Consider the following 15493-nt stretch of genomic DNA (forward strand, 5'->3'; position numbering starts at 1 on the left):
TGTTGGCGAAAAACCGGCTAGGACCGTCGCATTATCAACGCGTCTCAGAAGCCGGTGCCGCCACGCAGCTCGATGACCAGTGTCTTCAATAAAATCTTCAAGTCGAGCAACAGGCTGAAATTCCGGACATAGTAGATATCGCAGGCGATGCGGGCGCGCGCTTGCAGCGGTCGCGCCGTCGGGCCGCGCCAGCCGCGTGTCTGCGCAAGGCCGGTAATGCCGGGGCGCATGATGTGGCGTTGGTGGTAGTCCGGCACCAGCTCCTCGTAAAGCCTGCCGGCAGCACGCATATTGATCGCATGGCAGCGCGGACCGACCAGCGACATCTCGCCGATAAGCACGTTGAAAAGCTGCGGCAGCTCGTCGATGTTGGTCCTTCGGAGGACCGCTCCGATGGAGGTCATCCGGCTGTCGCCCTCGACGGTCTGCTGAATGCCGCTCGGATCACAATCTTCGGCGCGCATCGAGCGGAACTTGAAGACCACGATCTTTCGGCCGTTCAGGCCCCAGCGGATCTGCCGAAAAAATACCGGACCGCCATCGTCGAGTTTGATGAAGAGCGCGATCGCCAGAAAAAATGGCGCCAGCACGGTGAGGGCGCTGACTGAGGCGACGATGTCGAACAGCCGCTTGACGCCCAGTCGCGTAGCCATCTTTCTGTCGACAGGCGAAAAGCTGTCCGGCTGGCGAATGTTGGAATTCGCGACAACCAGGGACCTGATTTTGTCCTGACGCTGAGACGGATCGAAGCGTGAATTCGTCTTCGAAGTATAAGCATTCATTACGCAAGGCCCACAAGTTTAGATGCGATACTGAACTGTAGGGAGACAGATACATCGTCATGTATCGTTTGTCATCGGTATAAATAAGAATCCCGTAATCATAAAGTAGCCAAAAATGGGAGTATTACGCCATTAACCTTAGCGCCTTAGTTGAAATGGTCGGAAATTTATACTTTGAAAGGAGTAGCCCGATTGGATGGGTTGAATGTCAGGCGGTTGCCGAGGTCGATCGCCGGTCTCTCCAGCAGGTGGTAGCTGAGGCTGGCGACGAGAAGGACCAGTGTGGCCGCCAGTCCGCAGGACTGCAGCCAGCCGGTGACGACATTTTCCGTGGACACGCCGAACGAGCCGGGGTCGAGCCTCTGGATCGATATCAGGATGATCTCCTGCCAGATATAGATGCCGAAGGAGATCTTGGCGATGTAGCGGACGGGCGCATTGTCGAGCAGCCTGCCCAGGTGCTGTGAATGACAGAGCGAAACCAGCGCCGTTGCGATCGCCAGGGGAAAGACCGGAAAGCCATAGGGCATGCCGAGCCAGCCGTAAGCTTCAGGGGTGCCGCCGAGCGATATGGCGAGGCGGTAGCCGGCAACGGCAAGGGCCAGCAGCGCTGCAGCATCGAACCAGAAGGTGGACCGTCTTCTCAGCATGCCCTCGACGCCGGCGGCGAACGCGCCGAGGGCGAAGATGGAAAAGAAGCCGATCGGATTAAATCTCGGCATCCACTCCTTCGCCCCGCCCTGGAGGCCGTAATCCCAGCCGCGTCCGATGTCGTCCAGCGGAAAGACGGTGAGGATCAGCAGATGGACGAGGAGTACGCCTGCGATGACGCAAAGCCAGGCGACGCGGGCAAGCAGTGGATGCCGCCTGAGAAGAGGCAAACGAAACAGCAGGAGAAAGCAGATCGGCAGGAGCACATAGCTGGTGACCTCGAAGGGAATGGACCACAGCGGCCCGTCGGCTTCGACGGGAAACAATGTGCGCCAATGCCACTGGCTCATGAACATCAGCCCGGAGACGTAGCGAAGTGTCAACTCCGGCGTCAGCGGTAGGGCAAGCAGCGTCAGGCTGAGGGCGAAGCTGACGGTTGCGGCCACCCAGAAGCCCGGTGCGATGCGCGCCGCTCTGCGGATCGTGTAATGGCCAAGGCTCGGCATGTTGCCGCCCGCGTCGAGCGCGCGCCAGAAGGGATGGGCAAGAAGAAAGCCGCTGAGCACGAAGAAGATGGCGACGCCAAAATTGCCGAAGCGGAGGATGTTTGCGGCCGGCCCCAATTCGTCGGGAATTCTGCGCATATCCAGCCGGAGCGTCAGATGATGGGCAAGCACCAGAAGACAGGCCGTTGCGCGCAGAAAGTCGGCTCCGGCCAGTCGCTCCTGTTGTCGCATCTTGTCCTCGCCTTACAGCGCCGCGCGGTCCTAGAGCGGTTCAAGTTCTCACGGAAGCGCCGAACCGCTCTACCCTTTGTTTTTACGCAATCCCGGACGGAAAACCACGTCGCGCTTTTCCTGGGATTGCTCTAGCGATGCGCAAAGGCGCTGTAACACTTTGAATGCTGCATCATTTTTCTTATACCGATTCCGATTTAAGAAATCATGCAGTGCCCGAGGACTTTGCCGTGGAACGCCGCGGCGGGCAAGGTCGGGGCTGAGCTCAGTCCAGCAGTTCGTTGGTATAAAAGGTCGAAAAGTCCGGCTTGTCCTTGAGTGCGGCGCCATTCGCATCGACCAGAATGCCGTTCTCGACCAGGAAGCCGCCGATCGCATCGGCCTTTGTCGGATCGAGGGTGCCGATCACACCGGCCTCGGACTTCAAAAAGTGTCCTTCGATCAGTGCCGTCTGCGAAGCTTTCACCAATTCGGTATTCATCAGCGCGCCGTTGCTCTCTGATATCAGCAGCGCGCAGGCTTCGTCGGGATGATCGATGGAATAGGCATAACCTTTTCGCGTCGCCTGAATGAAGGCGCGGGCATTGTCCCGATTGGCCGAGAGATAGGTATCGCTGGAAACGATGACCGTGGTCTGCTCGTCTGGAATGCCATAGTCGGAATAGTGGAACCGGGCAATCTTCCTGTTTTCCAATTCGGCAGCAACGCCTTCCCAGGTATAGATCTCCAGGGTGAAGTCGATCGAGCCGTTGTCCAGCGCCTCGTAAGCGGAGGTGCCGAGGGTGACAGTCTTGACCTCGCCTTTGCCGCCATCATTGCGGATCATCGCAGAGACCAACGCGCTTTCCCACGTGCCGCCGAAGCCGCCATAGGTCTTGCCGTCGAGGTCCCTGGGGCTCTTGATGTCGTCGCGTCCGCCCTTGAAGATCAGCCGCGCTGTTTCGGTCTGGACGACGCCGTAGACCATTTTCACGTCGCCGCCGGCGGCGCGCTGCGTGATCGCCTCGATCTCGCTGCTGATACCGAAATCAGCGACACCGTTCGATACCAGCGTTCCGGCGCTGGTATCGGCAAAGGGAAGAATTTCGACATCGAGGCCAGCCGCGGCATAAAAGCCCTTCGCCTTGGCGACATAGATGCCGATATGGTTGGTGTTGGGCGTCCAGTCGAGTGCGATGCGAGCCTTTGCGGGCGCCGACTGGGCGAAGGCAGGCCGGCCGACAAGGCTTGCCGCGATGGCGGCGAAGATCGTCTGGCGACGGGTGAGAAGCAGCATTGTGACCTCCTCAGGTCTCTCGAGCATGGTGCCGAAATGCGTGAGCTGTTTTCGGCATCATGCTCTAACTCTTTAAATTCGAACAGGATTCCGATTTTAGGCCGATCGGCCTAAAATCATCCTGTTCCAGCGGATGAAGCAGGGTTTGCAGGATTTCGGTTTCGATCGCCTGGGCCGCCGGCGAGCCGAGATCGGCAAGGCTTCTCGGGCGGGGCAGGGGAACGCGGAATTCACGGATGATACGCGCCGGGCGGGCCGAAAGCACGTAGATGCGGTCCGAGAGGAACACGGCCTCGCGAACATCATGGGTGATCAGCAGCGCCGTCCAGCGGTGTTCCGTCCACATGCCCTGCAGCCATTCCTGGATCTGCGTGCGCGTCAGCGCGTCGAGCGCGCCGAACGGTTCGTCGAGCAGCAGCATGTCCTGGGTCTGGACGACGGTGCGCAGCAGGGCGGCGCGCTGGCGCATGCCGCCTGACAGTTCGGAGGGATAATGGTGTTCGAAGCCGGCAAGACCGAAGCTTTCGAACAGGGGCGCCACAACATTGCGGGCAGCCCGTCGGCCCATGCCCCGCACCTCGAGGCCAAGTGCCGCATTGTCGATGATCCGGCGCCAGGGCATCAGCGCATCGCGCTGTGGCATGAAGGCGAAGGCATGCGGTGCCTGTTCCAGTGGCGTGCCGTTGAAAAGCAGTGCGCCGGAATCGGGACGAAGTGCCTGCGTCAGCAGTCGCAGCACCGTCGATTTTCCGGAGCCGGACGGGCCGACGATCGAGACGAATTCGCCGTCTGCGACGTTGAGCGAAATATCGCCCAGCACCTGCATGCCGTCGAAGGATTTCGAGATATTGCGCAGTTCAACCATTCTGTCGCTCATCGGCGCCGCTCCCCGGATGGTTGCCAGGGCATCAGCAGGCGCTGGATCAATAGCGTCAGCCCGAACAGGCAGAGGGTGAGCACGGCGCTGACGAGGACGGCGGCGAGCACGAGATCGGGACGGAAATTGTTCTTGGCGTTGAGAATGTAGATGCCGAGGCCGCGGGCGGCGCCGGCATATTCGGCAAATATCGCGCCGACGACGGCATAGGTGATCGAGATCCTCAGGCCGGCGAAGAAATAGGGCAGCGCGGAGGGAAGCCGTGCCAGGCGGAAAATGCGCCAGCGGCTCGCCTTCATCGAATGCAGCAATTCGGCGATGTCGCGGTCGGTCGATTCATAGCCCTGCAGCAGGGCGACGAGCAGCGGGAAGAAGGTAACGAGCGCCACCAGCAGAATCTTCGGTAGGAGGCCGAAACCGAACCAGAGGACGACGAGCGGTGCGATCGCCACTAGCGGCAGGGTCTGGCTGGCGATGAAGATCGGCAGCAATGCCCGGCGCATGAAGGGCATGAAATCCATCAGGATCGATGCGACGAAGGCGAAGGCCAGCGACAGCGCGAAGCCGCCGAGTGTGGCGCCGAGCGTCGGCCAGGTATTTGCGATCAACGCCTCGCGGTTCAGCCAGCCCTGGGTGACGATGCGCGAAGGCGCCGGCAGGATGGACGGTTTGATCCCGGAAAGATCGACATAGAGTTCCCATGCCGCCAAAAAGGCGCAGCCTGCGAGCAAGGCGGGTATGCCCCGGGTGAGAGCGGCGCCGAGCGCGGCGAGGCGGGAAGGTTGCGACGGTGTCATCAGCGCTCGATTTCAGGATATATGGTCGGTCTCGATGCGCAGCCGGTCGCGATAGGGATCGGGCGCCGTGACGGCATCGCGGATGATGCCGACGAAATTGCCGGACATCGGATAGAGTGACACTTGTGCGCCTGAGACCATCTGAACCTCGCTCCGCTGGCATTACCCAGATCAGCTTTGAAGGGTCCAGAGGTTTGCGCCTCACATCTCAGCCCCGGCGATACGGAGCTCCCCTGTTATTTCGGCGGAAACTATCACCCGGCTTTTCTTCCGGCAACCGCAAAATTGCCAACCGGTCCGCGTGGTCGGAAGGGACCCAATGTCAGGGAAACACCCGAGCGGGATCCCGCTCGGGTGGTCCTCGGCGGTCCCGTACCTGCCGGGAACGGGACGACAGCTTGCTGCCTCAGGCGGCAATATCGGCATAAGGTGCGAGCGCCCGATTGGGCTTTACGATTGCTGGAGCAAGAGATATAAAACCTCAACCAATATTGAGGTCAAGAGGCAATGGATAGGATTCCTGCAACTCCGCTCGGCAAGCTGCTGACGGTCGGCGAGGTGGCGGAACGCAGCGGCATTGCGGTCTCGGCGCTGCATTTTTACGAGACCAGGGGGTTGGTCTCGAGCATTCGCACCCGCGGCAACCAGCGCCGTTATGGGCGTGATGTGCTTCGCCGGCTCGGGATCATCAAGGTGGCGCAGCGGGTTGGCATTCCGCTTGCCGAAATCCAGGCGGCGTTCGAATCTCTGCCGCAGGGGCGCACGCCGACGGCCGCCGATTGGCAGACGCTGTCGGCGCGCTGGAAGGACGATCTCGACGCGCGAATAAGCCGGCTCAGCCTGCTGCGCGACCGCCTGACCGGCTGCATCGGCTGCGGTTGCCTGTCGGTCGATAGCTGTCCGCTGCGCAATCCCGGCGACCGGCTCGGCAAGGAAGGGCCGGGGGCGCGGCTGCTGGAGACCGAAAGCTAAGCAAGGGGTTTAGACGAGCTCCCGCGGAAAGATCGATACGCTCCTTTCTTTCGGCCGGCGCGCTCATATGTTAAGGGCGAGTGCTGCAACCGGCGGCACTGGCCGCTAGAACAGGATGATTTTAGGCCGTGTCGGCCTCAAATCTGAATCCTGTTCCAAATTCTAGAGCCAGAGCATGACGTCGTCCGAAAACCGCTCACACTTTTCGGCGTCATGCTCTAAGAGGACGGCTTCGTGTTTCATCCCAGACTGTTCGAAAATCGCAATGTCGTCGTCACCGGCGCCGGCCGCGGCATCGGCCTCGAAGTCGCTCGGCAGTTCCTGGATTGCGGTGCCAAGGTGATCGTCCATACCGGGCGCAAGCCGGGGCGGGACCTGCCGGATTTCCTGCTGACGGCTGAATCGGAAAGACGGGCGCTGCTGCTGCATGCCGATTTCTCCGCCGCCGGCGGGGCGGCGCAATTTGCCGAAGATGTTCTCGGTTTCTTCGACAGGGTCGATGTGCTCGTCAACAATGCCGGCACCATGCTTGGCCGTTTTCCCGCTGCCACGCTGACCGACGCGGAGTACGAGGCGGTCATACGGTTGAACCAGACGTCGGTGGTGGCGCTGACGCGCGCATTGCTGCCGGCATTGAAGGCGGCCGAGGGTGCTGCCGTCGTCAACACCGTATCGATCTCGGCGCTGACCGGCGGCAGCCCCGGCTCCTCGATCTATTCGGCCTCGAAAGCCTTCGTTGCGACCTATTCCAAGGCGCTTGCCCGCGAGCTTGCCCCGGATGGCATCCGCGTCAACTGCGTCTCGCCGGGAACGATCGAGACGGATTTCCACGAGCGCTATTCCTCCCGAGAAAAGCTGGAGCAAACCCGGAAATCCATCCCCCTGCAGCGGCTCGGCACGGCGGAGGATTGCGCTCCCGCCTATCTGTTCCTGGCGGCTCCCTTACTATCGGGATACATTACCGGCCAGGTGATCGAGATCAATGGCGGACAGCTTATCTGCTGATTTGTTTGGACCTTTTTTGGCATTTCATCGCTATTGACCAATTCGCTTGTGCGAATATGCTATTGTGCTGATTGACTACACTTTCTCCCTTCCGAGATATCGAATGCCGTTGCCTAAACCGGAGCCGGGGATGACCGGCCAGGACTTGCACATACTCGCTGGAAAAGCCCATGAAGCGAGCGATCTGCTGAAGGCTTTGGCGCATCACACCCGCCTTCTGATCCTCTGCATACTGGCGAAACAGGAGCGGACGGTCGGTGAAATCGAAAATATTCTCGGCATACAGCAGGCGATGGTTTCGCAGCAGCTTGCGCGTTTGAGGCTCGAAGGCCTGGTCAATACGCGCCGCCAGGGCAGGCTGGTTTATTACAGTATCGGCAATGTCAGCGTGCTTGCCTTCCTCGAATCACTGTTCGAGCTTTTTCCGATTGTCGAAAGCTATTGAAACCCGCCGCGCAAAAGTGAGCGGCGGTTTTGAGATAACGACACGCGAAAAAACATTTAAAAGTGCGACAAGCGAATCTGAAAGATCGCGACGCGCTTCAGCGACCGCCCTTGCGGAGCACGGCTGCTACGTCGAAGATGAGGCCGGACGCGAAATGTCGCGGGAGACCGGATGATCGACAAGCTGGAATTCTTCATCACCCTCGCCAATGAAAAGCATTTCGGCCGCGCCGCCGAGGAGTGCGGGATCTCGCAACCAACGCTGTCGGCCGCCATCCGGCAGCTCGAAGATCAATTGGGGGTCATGCTGGTGCAGCGCGGCTCGCGGTTCCAGGGGCTGACGCCGGAGGGGCAGCGCGTGCTGGAATGGGCCCGGCGCATCGTCGGCGATGCCCGAACCATGCGCGAGGAAATGCGCGCCGCCCGCCGCGGCCTTTCCGGCCACATTCGCCTTGCCGCCATTCCGACGGCGCTCGCCATGCTTTCGCGCATCACCACGCCCTTTCAGGAACGGCATCCCGGCGTCACCTTTTCGATCGTCTCGCGCAATTCGCTGCAGGTGCTGAGCATGCTGGAAAACCTCGAAATCGATGCCGGCATCACCTATCTCGAAAACGAGCCGCTCGGCCGTGTCACCAGCGTTCCGCTCTATGCCGAGCGCTATCATCTGATCACCGCTGCAGGCAGCCCGCTGTCCGATCGCGACAATGTGACCTGGAAGGAAGTCGGTGATCTTCGGCTTTGTCTATTGACCGCCGACATGCAGAACCGCCGCATCATCAACCGGCATCTGACGGAAGCGGGCGCCACGGTCCATCCGACGCTCGAGTCCAATTCGATGATCGTGCTGTTTTCGCATGTCAGGACCGGACGCTGGGCGAGCATCATGCCGCGCAACGTCGCGAAATCCTTTGGTTTTCCGGTGGAAATCCGGATGATCCCGATCGTCGAGCCGGAGGCGCATCATCTGGTCGGCCTTGTCGCGCCTTATCGCGAGCCCTTCACGCCGCTCGTCTCGGCCTTGCTGCATGAAGCCAGAGTGCTCGTTCGAGATGAAGAACTTTGATAGGAAAAACCTATCAACCGACGTGATAGCGTTATTGATCGCTAGCGGCTTCCCTGAGATGCTGCCCACGGAATAGCACTTGGGCTGGGGAGGCCGCCATTCCGCAACGAGCAAGCCGTCGGGAGGGCTGCCTTATGACCATTCATATCGCCGAAGGCGATATCACAGCGCGCACTCGTGCCATCATCGCCGATCTTCGCTTCCGCGAAGGGCCGCTGCTTCCCATTCTGCACGAAGTTCAGGAAGAATTCGGCTATGTGCCGCCGGAAGCTCTCCCTGTGATTGCCGAAGAATTGAACCTCTCCCGTGCCGAGGTCCATGGCGTGGTGACTTTCTATCACGATTACCGCGACCACCCGCCCGGCCGGCATGTGCTGAAGCTCTGTCGTGCCGAGGCCTGCCAGTCGATGGGCGGCGATGCGGTGGCCGAGCGCGTCAAGGCGCTGCTCGGCATCGACTTTCACCAGACGACGCTCGACGGCAGCGTGACGCTGGAGCCGGTCTACTGTCTCGGGCTCTGCGCCTGCGCTCCGTCGGCGATGCTCGACGGCGAGGTCTATGGCCGGATCGACGAGCAGCTGGCGGCCGAACTCGTTACGGAGGCCCGCCGATGACAGTCAGGATTTATGTTCCGCGCGATGCCGCTGCGCTGGCGCTCGGGGCCGAAAAGGTGGCAAAGGCGATTACCCAGGAGATCGCCGCCCGCGGCCTCGATGCCGAGATCGTGCGCAACGGCTCGCGCGGAATGTTCTGGCTGGAACCGCTGGTCGAAATCGAGGTGGCCGGCAAGCGCATCGGCTACGGACCGGTGAAAGCCAAGGATGTAGCTGCGCTGTTCGAGGCAGGAATGATGAGCGGCGGCGAACACCCACTCTGTCTCGGGGAGGTTGAAGACCTCCCGTTCCTGAAAGAACAGACCCGCCTGACTTTCGCCCGCTGCGGCGTCATCGATCCGCTCTCGCTGGCCGATTACGAAGCGCATGGCGGCCTTGCCGGCCTTCGCCGCGCCGTTTCGATGACATCTGCCGAAGTGGTCAAGGAAGTCACCGATTCCGGCTTGCGAGGCCGCGGCGGTGCGGGCTTCCCCACAGGCATCAAGTGGAAGACCGTTCTCGATGCCGGCGGCGACCGCAAATATATCGTTTGCAATGCCGATGAGGGCGACAGCGGCACCTTTGCCGACCGGATGATCATGGAGGGCGATCCCTTCGTGCTGATCGAGGGCATGGCGATCGCGGGCCTCGCCACCGGCGCCACGAAGGGTTTCGTCTATACGCGCTCGGAATATCCGCATGCGATCGCTGTAATGACCGAAGCCGTCGGCATCGCTCGGCAGGCCGGCATTCTCGGCCTGTCGGTGCTCGGCTCCGGCCGCGCCTTCGATATCGAGGTGCGCACCGGCGCCGGCGCCTATGTCTGCGGCGAGGAAACGGCTCTGCTGAACAGCCTAGAAGGCAAGCGCGGCGTCGTGCGCGCCAAGCCGCCGCTGCCGGCGCATAAGGGACTGTTCGACTGTCCGACCGTCATCAACAACGTGATCTCGCTTGCCTCCGTCCCGGTGATCATGGAGAAAGGCGCCGCCTTCTACCGCGATTTCGGCATGGGCCGCTCGCGCGGCACCATTCCGCTGCAGATCGCCGGCAATGTCCGATATGGGGGGCTTTACGAAACAGCCTTCGGTCTTTCGCTCGGCGATATCGTCGACAGGATCGGCGGCGGCACGGCGACGGGACGGCCTGTCAAGGCCGTGCAGGTCGGCGGGCCGCTCGGCGCCTATTTCCCGAGAGCGCTGTTCGATACGCCGTTCGATTATGAAGCTTTCGCGGCGAAGGATGGACTCATCGGTCACGCCGGCATCGTCGTCTTCGACGACACCGCCGATATGCTGAAGCAGGCGCGTTTCGCCATGGAATTTTGCGCCGTCGAAAGCTGCGGCAAGTGCACGCCCTGCCGCATCGGCTCGACACGCGGCGTCGAGACAGCTGACAAGATCGCCCATGGCATCGAGCCGGAGAAAAACCGGGCGCTGCTCACCGATCTCTGCAACACGATGAAGTTCGGATCGCTCTGCGCGCTCGGCGGCTTCACGCCCTATCCGGTCATGAGCGCCATGACGCATTTCCCGGAAGATTTTTCGCCGGCACCGATCGCGGAGGCGGCGGAATGATGACTTTCTACGTGCCAGCCCCCCTCTGGCCTGCCGGCCATCTCCCCCACAGGTGGGGAGATTGGCTGGGCGCGCTGGTTTCCCCAAACAATTCCCGTAGCGCGGTGAAACGCCAAAACTGGAGGTGTGAGCCGCTTGTGATCTCCCCACTTGTGGGGGACCTCGAACGCCGCCCTGACTTGCTCAATTCTATTTCCATACAGGAGGCCGACCATGTCTCTCATCCATGAAATCGACTACGGCACTCCCGCTTCGACATCCGAAACCATGGTGACGCTCACCATCGATGGGCAACAGATCAGCGTGCCGGAAGGCACGTCGATCATGCGCGCCTCGATGGAGGCCGGCATCACGGTGCCGAAGCTCTGCGCCAGCGACATGATCGACGCCTTCGGCTCCTGCCGACTCTGCCTTGTCGAGATCGAGGGCCGCAATGGTACGCCGGCCTCCTGCACGACGCCGGTGGCGGCCAATATGGTGGTGCACACGCAGACGGGACGGCTGAAAGATATCCGCCGCGGCGTGATGGAACTCTATATTTCCGACCATCCGCTCGACTGTCTGACCTGTGCCGCCAATGGCGATTGCGAATTGCAGGATATGGCGGGCGCCGTCGGTCTGCGCGATGTGCGCTACGGCTATGATGGCGATAACCACGTCAGGGCGCGCAACAACGGCGACATCAATTTGCAATGGATGCCGAAGGACGAGTCCAATCCCTATTTCACCTTTGATTCTTCCAAGTGCATCGTCTGTTCGCGCTGTGTGCGGGCCTGCGAGGAAGTCCAGGGCACTTTCGCGCTGACGATCGAGGGGCGTGGTTTCGGCTCGCGCGTTTCAGCGGGTGCGCACGAAAGTTTCATCGATTCCGAATGTGTCTCCTGCGGCGCCTGCGTCCAGGCTTGCCCGACGGCGACGCTGACGGAGAAGTCGGTGATAGAGATCGGCCAGCCCGAGCACTCGGCCGTTACCACCTGCGCCTATTGCGGCGTCGGCTGTTCCTTCAAGGCGGAAATGCGTGGCGAGGAGCTGGTGCGTATGGTGCCTTGGAAGGACGGCCAGGCCAATCGCGGCCATTCCTGCGTCAAGGGCCGCTTTGCTTACGGTTACTCCACCCACAAGGACCGCATTCTCAACCCGATGATCCGTGAAAAGGTCAGCGATCCCTGGCGCGAGGTGAGCTGGGACGAGGCCTTCGCACATGTTGCATCGGAGTTTCGTCGCATCCAGTATCAATATGGCCGCGAGGCGGTCGGCGGCATCACCTCGTCGCGCTGCACCAATGAAGAAACCTACCTGGTGCAGAAGCTGGTCCGTGCCGGCTTCGGCAACAACAATGTCGATACCTGCGCCCGCGTCTGTCATTCGCCGACCGGCTATGGCCTCGGCCAGACGTTCGGCACCTCGGCCGGCACGCAGAATTTCGACAGCGTCGAACAATCCGATGTCGTCGTCATCATCGGCGCCAATCCGACCGACGGGCATCCGGTGTTCGCCTCGCGGCTGAAGAAGCGGCTGCGTCAGGGCGCCAAACTCATCGTCATCGATCCGCGCCGCACCGATATCGTCCGGTCGCCGCATATCGAGGCCTCCTACCACCTGCCGCTGAAGCCCGGCACCAACGTCGCCGTCATGACGGCGCTGGCGCATGTGCTTGTCACCGAAGGGCTCTATGACGAGCGCTTCATCCGTGAGCGCTGCGACTGGTCGGAATTCGAGGATTGGGCCGCCTTCGTCGCCGAACCGACGCACAGTCCGGAGCAGACCGAGGTATTCACCGGCGTGCCGGCGGCGGATCTGCGCGGCGCGGCACGGCTTTATGCCAAGGGCGGCAACGGCGCGATCTACTACGGCCTCGGCGTCACCGAACACAGCCAGGGCTCGACCACGGTCATCGCGATCGCCAATCTGGCGATGGCGACCGGCAATATCGGTCGTCCGGGCGTCGGCGTGAACCCGTTGCGCGGCCAGAACAATGTGCAGGGCTCCTGCGACATGGGATCCTTCCCGCACGAGCTGCCAGGCTACCGGCACATTTCCGACGATGCGACTCGTGACATCTTCGAAAAGCTCTGGGGCGTGAAGCTCGACAACGAGCCGGGCCTGCGCATTCCGAACATGCTGGATGCGGCGGTCGACGGCTCCTTCAAGGGTCTCTACGTCCAGGGTGAGGACATTCTCCAGTCCGACCCCGATACCAAACATGTCGCGGCCGGGCTGGCGGCGATGGAATGCGTCGTCGTGCAGGACCTGTTCCTCAACGAGACCGCCAATTACGCCCATGTCTTCCTGCCGGGCTCGACCTTCCTCGAGAAGGACGGCACCTTCACCAATGCCGAACGCCGTATCAACCGCGTGCGCAAGGTCATGTCGCCGCGCAACGGCTATGGTGACTGGGAGGTGACGCAGAAGCTTGCCCAGGCGATGGGGCTTAATTGGAATTATGCCCATCCGTCGGAGATCATGGACGAGATCGCCATGACGACGCCAAGTTTCGCGCTTGTTTCCTACGACTATCTCGACCAGATTGGCTCGGTGCAGTGGCCCTGCAACGAAAAGAACCCGCTCGGCTCGCCGATCATGCATGTCGACGGTTTCGTGCGCGGCAAGGGCAAGTTCATCCGGACCGAATATGTGGCGACCGACGAGCGCACCGGCCCGCGCTTTCCTCTGCTGCTCACCACCGGCCGAATCCTCAGCCAGTACAATGTCGGGGCGCAGACGCGCCGGACCGAGAATGTCGCCTGGCATGCGGAGGACCGGCTGGAAATCCATGCGCACGACGCCGAACAGCGCGGCATTCGCGACGGCGACTGGGTGAAGCTCGTCAGCCGCTCCGGCGACACGACGCTGAGGGCGCTGATCACCGATCGCGTGGCGCCGGGCGTCGTTTACACGACCTTCCATCATCCGAATACGCAGGCGAACGTCATCACCACCGACTTTTCCGACTGGGCTACCAACTGCCCGGAATACAAGGTGACCGCGGTGCAGGTCTCGCCTTCCAACGGGCCGAGCGACTGGCAGATGGAATATGACGAGCAGGCACGGCAATCGCGCCGCATCGCCGGCAAACTCGAAGCAGCGGAGTGAGGATGGGGAAACGGTCCGGCTTTGTCGACGAGGCCTCCCCTTCTCCCCTTCGGCCCCCCGCTGGGGAGAGGGGGGAGCGCGCATTCATCACCACCGCCCCTGCCCCCGAAACCGCCCGCCGCAACGGCCTCATGCACAGCGGCTCTCGTATCGTGCCGGAGGAAGTGCCGATCGCCTTTTCTTATGGCGGCAGTTCGCATGCGGTGATGATGGCGACGCCCGCCGATCTCGAGGATTTTGCCGTCGGCTTCAGTCTGACCGAAGGCATCATCACCGGGCGGGCGGAGATATCAGGCATTGAGATCCTCGAGGGTGAGCAGGGCATCGACGTGCAGGTCAGTCTCGTCGATGACGTCGCCGACCGGCTGCGGGCGCGCCGCCGCAGCATGGCGGGGCCGGTCGGTTGCGGGCTTTGCGGCATCGAATCGATCGAACAGGCGGTCCGGCCCGTGCCGGATGTCTCGGCATCGCCGCTGGGGCTATCGCACGCGGATATCGTTCGGGCAGTTTCGCTTCTGAACGAGGCGCAGCCGCTGCATCGCGAGACGCGGGCGGTACATGGCGCCGCCTTTTATCTTCCCGGCAGGGAACTGTTTGCCGTGCGTGAAGATGTCGGCCGGCACAATGCGCTGGACAAGCTCTGCGGCGCTGTCATCGGCTCGGGCCAAAAAGGCGGGGACGGTGTTGTCGTCGTTACCAGTCGGTTGTCTGTCGAGATGGTGCAGAAGACGGCGATCCTTGGCAGCCCGGTGCTGATCGCCATTTCAGCGCCGACGGCTCTGGCCATCCGCACGGCCGAAGCAGCCGGCATGACGCTCGTCGCGCTGGTGCGCGGCGAGGATTTCGAGATTTTCACCCACCCGCACCGCATCTTGCCTGGAAGCATCGCCGATGTCGCATGATACCAAGTCCAAGCTCGTCTATATGGCAAACCAGATCGCCACTTTCTTCAAAAGCCAGCCGGCAAGCGAGGCCGTGGAGGGGGTTGCCAATCATATCAATAAATTCTGGGAGCCGCGCATGCGGCGGCAATTGTTCGAAATCCTCGAGACGGAGGAAAACGGCCTGGATGCGCTCGTGCTCCAGGCCGCTCCCATGATCCGCAAACCTGCGGCGGAGGCTAACCAAGTCCGGTAATTACGATCGACGCATGCGGGAGGAGGCGGCAGTTCGCTGCCTGCGCTAGTTCGTCGGCGCCGTCCACGGCCGGCTGCTGACGGCTTGGGCAACGGCCGGCATCGTCGGACCTGTCGTCGTCAACTATACCCGCGAAGCACAGATTGCCGCCGGCGTTGCGCCCGGACCGAGCCTCTACACCGGCACGATGTATATCCTCGCTGGAATGTTGGCCCTCGGGCTGGTTGCCAACGCGCTGATCAGGCCGTTATCGGACAAGTGGTTCATGTCCGATGACGAGGTCGCCGCGCTGCAGGCAAAGTCGGCGGCCGCCAATGCCGGACCGACGGGTTCCTTCGGCATCGGCACCGGCGGGCTGGACGCCAAGGCGGTGCTTGCCTGGGCCGTCGTCGGCATTCCGCTGCTGTGGGGTGTCTGGGTAACGTTGAAGGCGACCTTCGCGCTGTTCGGCTGACATATAGAAAGCGCGCCGCATGAACCTCATGCGGC

The 15493-nt window shown here is 61.7% G+C and carries 14 protein-coding genes, 2 pseudogenes and 1 riboswitch; of the genes and pseudogenes, 10 read left to right on the forward strand and 6 right to left on the reverse strand.

Annotated elements, in window-relative coordinates:
• Nucleotides 1-44: 44 nt before the first annotated feature.
• The 6 genes and pseudogenes from FFM81_RS01465 to FFM81_RS01490 all read right to left on the reverse strand — a co-directional run.
• Nucleotides 45-782 (reverse strand): sugar transferase, encoded by a 738-nt coding sequence (locus tag FFM81_RS01465; protein WP_025417226.1) that lies wholly within the window; start codon nt 780-782, stop codon nt 45-47.
• A gap of 167 nt (nt 783-949) precedes the next feature.
• Complete coding sequence (locus tag FFM81_RS01470) at nt 950-2170, reverse strand: acyltransferase family protein (protein WP_138385225.1); 1221 nt, start codon at nt 2168-2170, stop codon at nt 950-952.
• Nucleotides 2171-2435: 265 nt separating this feature from the next.
• Nucleotides 2436-3446, reverse strand: a complete 1011-nt coding sequence (locus FFM81_RS01475; RefSeq protein WP_003567190.1) for an ABC transporter substrate-binding protein — start codon at nt 3444-3446, stop codon at nt 2436-2438.
• Between the two features lie 64 nt (nt 3447-3510).
• The gene (locus FFM81_RS01480; protein WP_138385224.1) at nt 3511-4323 is read right to left on the reverse strand and encodes an ABC transporter ATP-binding protein; all 813 of its coding nucleotides are present in this window, start codon (nt 4321-4323) and stop codon (nt 3511-3513) included.
• Entirely contained in the window at nt 4320-5120 is an 801-nt protein-coding gene (locus FFM81_RS01485) for an ABC transporter permease (RefSeq protein WP_025417224.1), read from the reverse strand. Before FFM81_RS01485 ends, FFM81_RS01480 begins: the two co-directional genes overlap by 4 nt.
• 15 nt (nt 5121-5135) lie before the next feature.
• Nucleotides 5136-5261: pseudogene (locus FFM81_RS01490) on the reverse strand (YkoF family thiamine/hydroxymethylpyrimidine-binding protein); the annotation flags it as partial.
• A riboswitch (TPP riboswitch) is annotated at nt 5252-5365 on the reverse strand. (Overlaps the previous pseudogene by 10 nt.)
• Nucleotides 5366-5627: 262 nt before the next feature.
• On the opposite strand from FFM81_RS01490, the gene soxR reads away from it, so the two are divergent.
• From soxR to FFM81_RS01540, 10 genes and pseudogenes are all read left to right on the forward strand, one after another.
• Complete coding sequence (gene soxR / locus FFM81_RS01495; RefSeq protein ID WP_003567182.1) at nt 5628-6092, forward strand: redox-sensitive transcriptional activator SoxR; 465 nt, start codon at nt 5628-5630, stop codon at nt 6090-6092.
• 234 nt (nt 6093-6326) lie between these two features.
• Nucleotides 6327-7097, forward strand: coding sequence for an SDR family NAD(P)-dependent oxidoreductase (locus FFM81_RS01500; RefSeq protein ID WP_003567180.1), 771 nt, complete (start codon nt 6327-6329; stop codon nt 7095-7097).
• A gap of 103 nt (nt 7098-7200) precedes the next feature.
• Nucleotides 7201-7542: an ArsR/SmtB family transcription factor gene (locus FFM81_RS01505; protein WP_003567178.1), complete on the forward strand. Its 342-nt coding sequence runs from the start codon at nt 7201-7203 to the stop codon at nt 7540-7542.
• 171 nt (nt 7543-7713) lie between these two features.
• The gene (locus FFM81_RS01510; protein ID WP_003567175.1) at nt 7714-8607 is read left to right on the forward strand and encodes a LysR family transcriptional regulator; all 894 of its coding nucleotides are present in this window, start codon (nt 7714-7716) and stop codon (nt 8605-8607) included.
• A 134-nt stretch (nt 8608-8741) separates the two neighbouring features.
• Complete coding sequence (locus FFM81_RS01515) at nt 8742-9221, forward strand: formate dehydrogenase subunit gamma (protein WP_025417223.1); 480 nt, start codon at nt 8742-8744, stop codon at nt 9219-9221.
• A complete protein-coding gene (locus tag FFM81_RS01520) occupies nt 9218-10774 on the forward strand; it encodes a formate dehydrogenase beta subunit (protein ID WP_003567172.1) in 1557 nt (518 codons plus the stop codon). The genes FFM81_RS01515 and FFM81_RS01520 overlap by 4 nt, the downstream gene beginning before the upstream one ends.
• Before the next feature lie 213 nt (nt 10775-10987).
• Nucleotides 10988-13867, forward strand: a complete 2880-nt coding sequence (gene fdhF, locus FFM81_RS01525; RefSeq protein ID WP_138385223.1) for a formate dehydrogenase subunit alpha — start codon at nt 10988-10990, stop codon at nt 13865-13867.
• A gap of 131 nt (nt 13868-13998) precedes the next feature.
• Nucleotides 13999-14769, forward strand: coding sequence for a formate dehydrogenase accessory sulfurtransferase FdhD (gene fdhD / locus FFM81_RS01530; RefSeq protein ID WP_046154805.1), 771 nt, complete (start codon nt 13999-14001; stop codon nt 14767-14769).
• Nucleotides 14759-15004 carry a formate dehydrogenase subunit delta gene (locus tag FFM81_RS01535; RefSeq protein WP_003567166.1) on the forward strand — a complete coding sequence of 82 codons (246 nt, stop codon included), beginning with the start codon at nt 14759-14761 and terminating at the stop codon, nt 15002-15004. The genes fdhD and FFM81_RS01535 overlap by 11 nt, the downstream gene beginning before the upstream one ends.
• Before the next feature lie 49 nt (nt 15005-15053).
• Nucleotides 15054-15458 (forward strand): annotated as a pseudogene (locus FFM81_RS01540) (MFS transporter small subunit); the annotation flags it as partial.
• Nucleotides 15459-15493 lie beyond the last annotated feature (35 nt).

The sequence above is a fragment of the Rhizobium hidalgonense genome (assembly GCF_005862185.2).
In the GTDB taxonomy this organism is placed as follows: Bacteria; Pseudomonadota; Alphaproteobacteria; order Rhizobiales; family Rhizobiaceae; genus Rhizobium; species Rhizobium hidalgonense.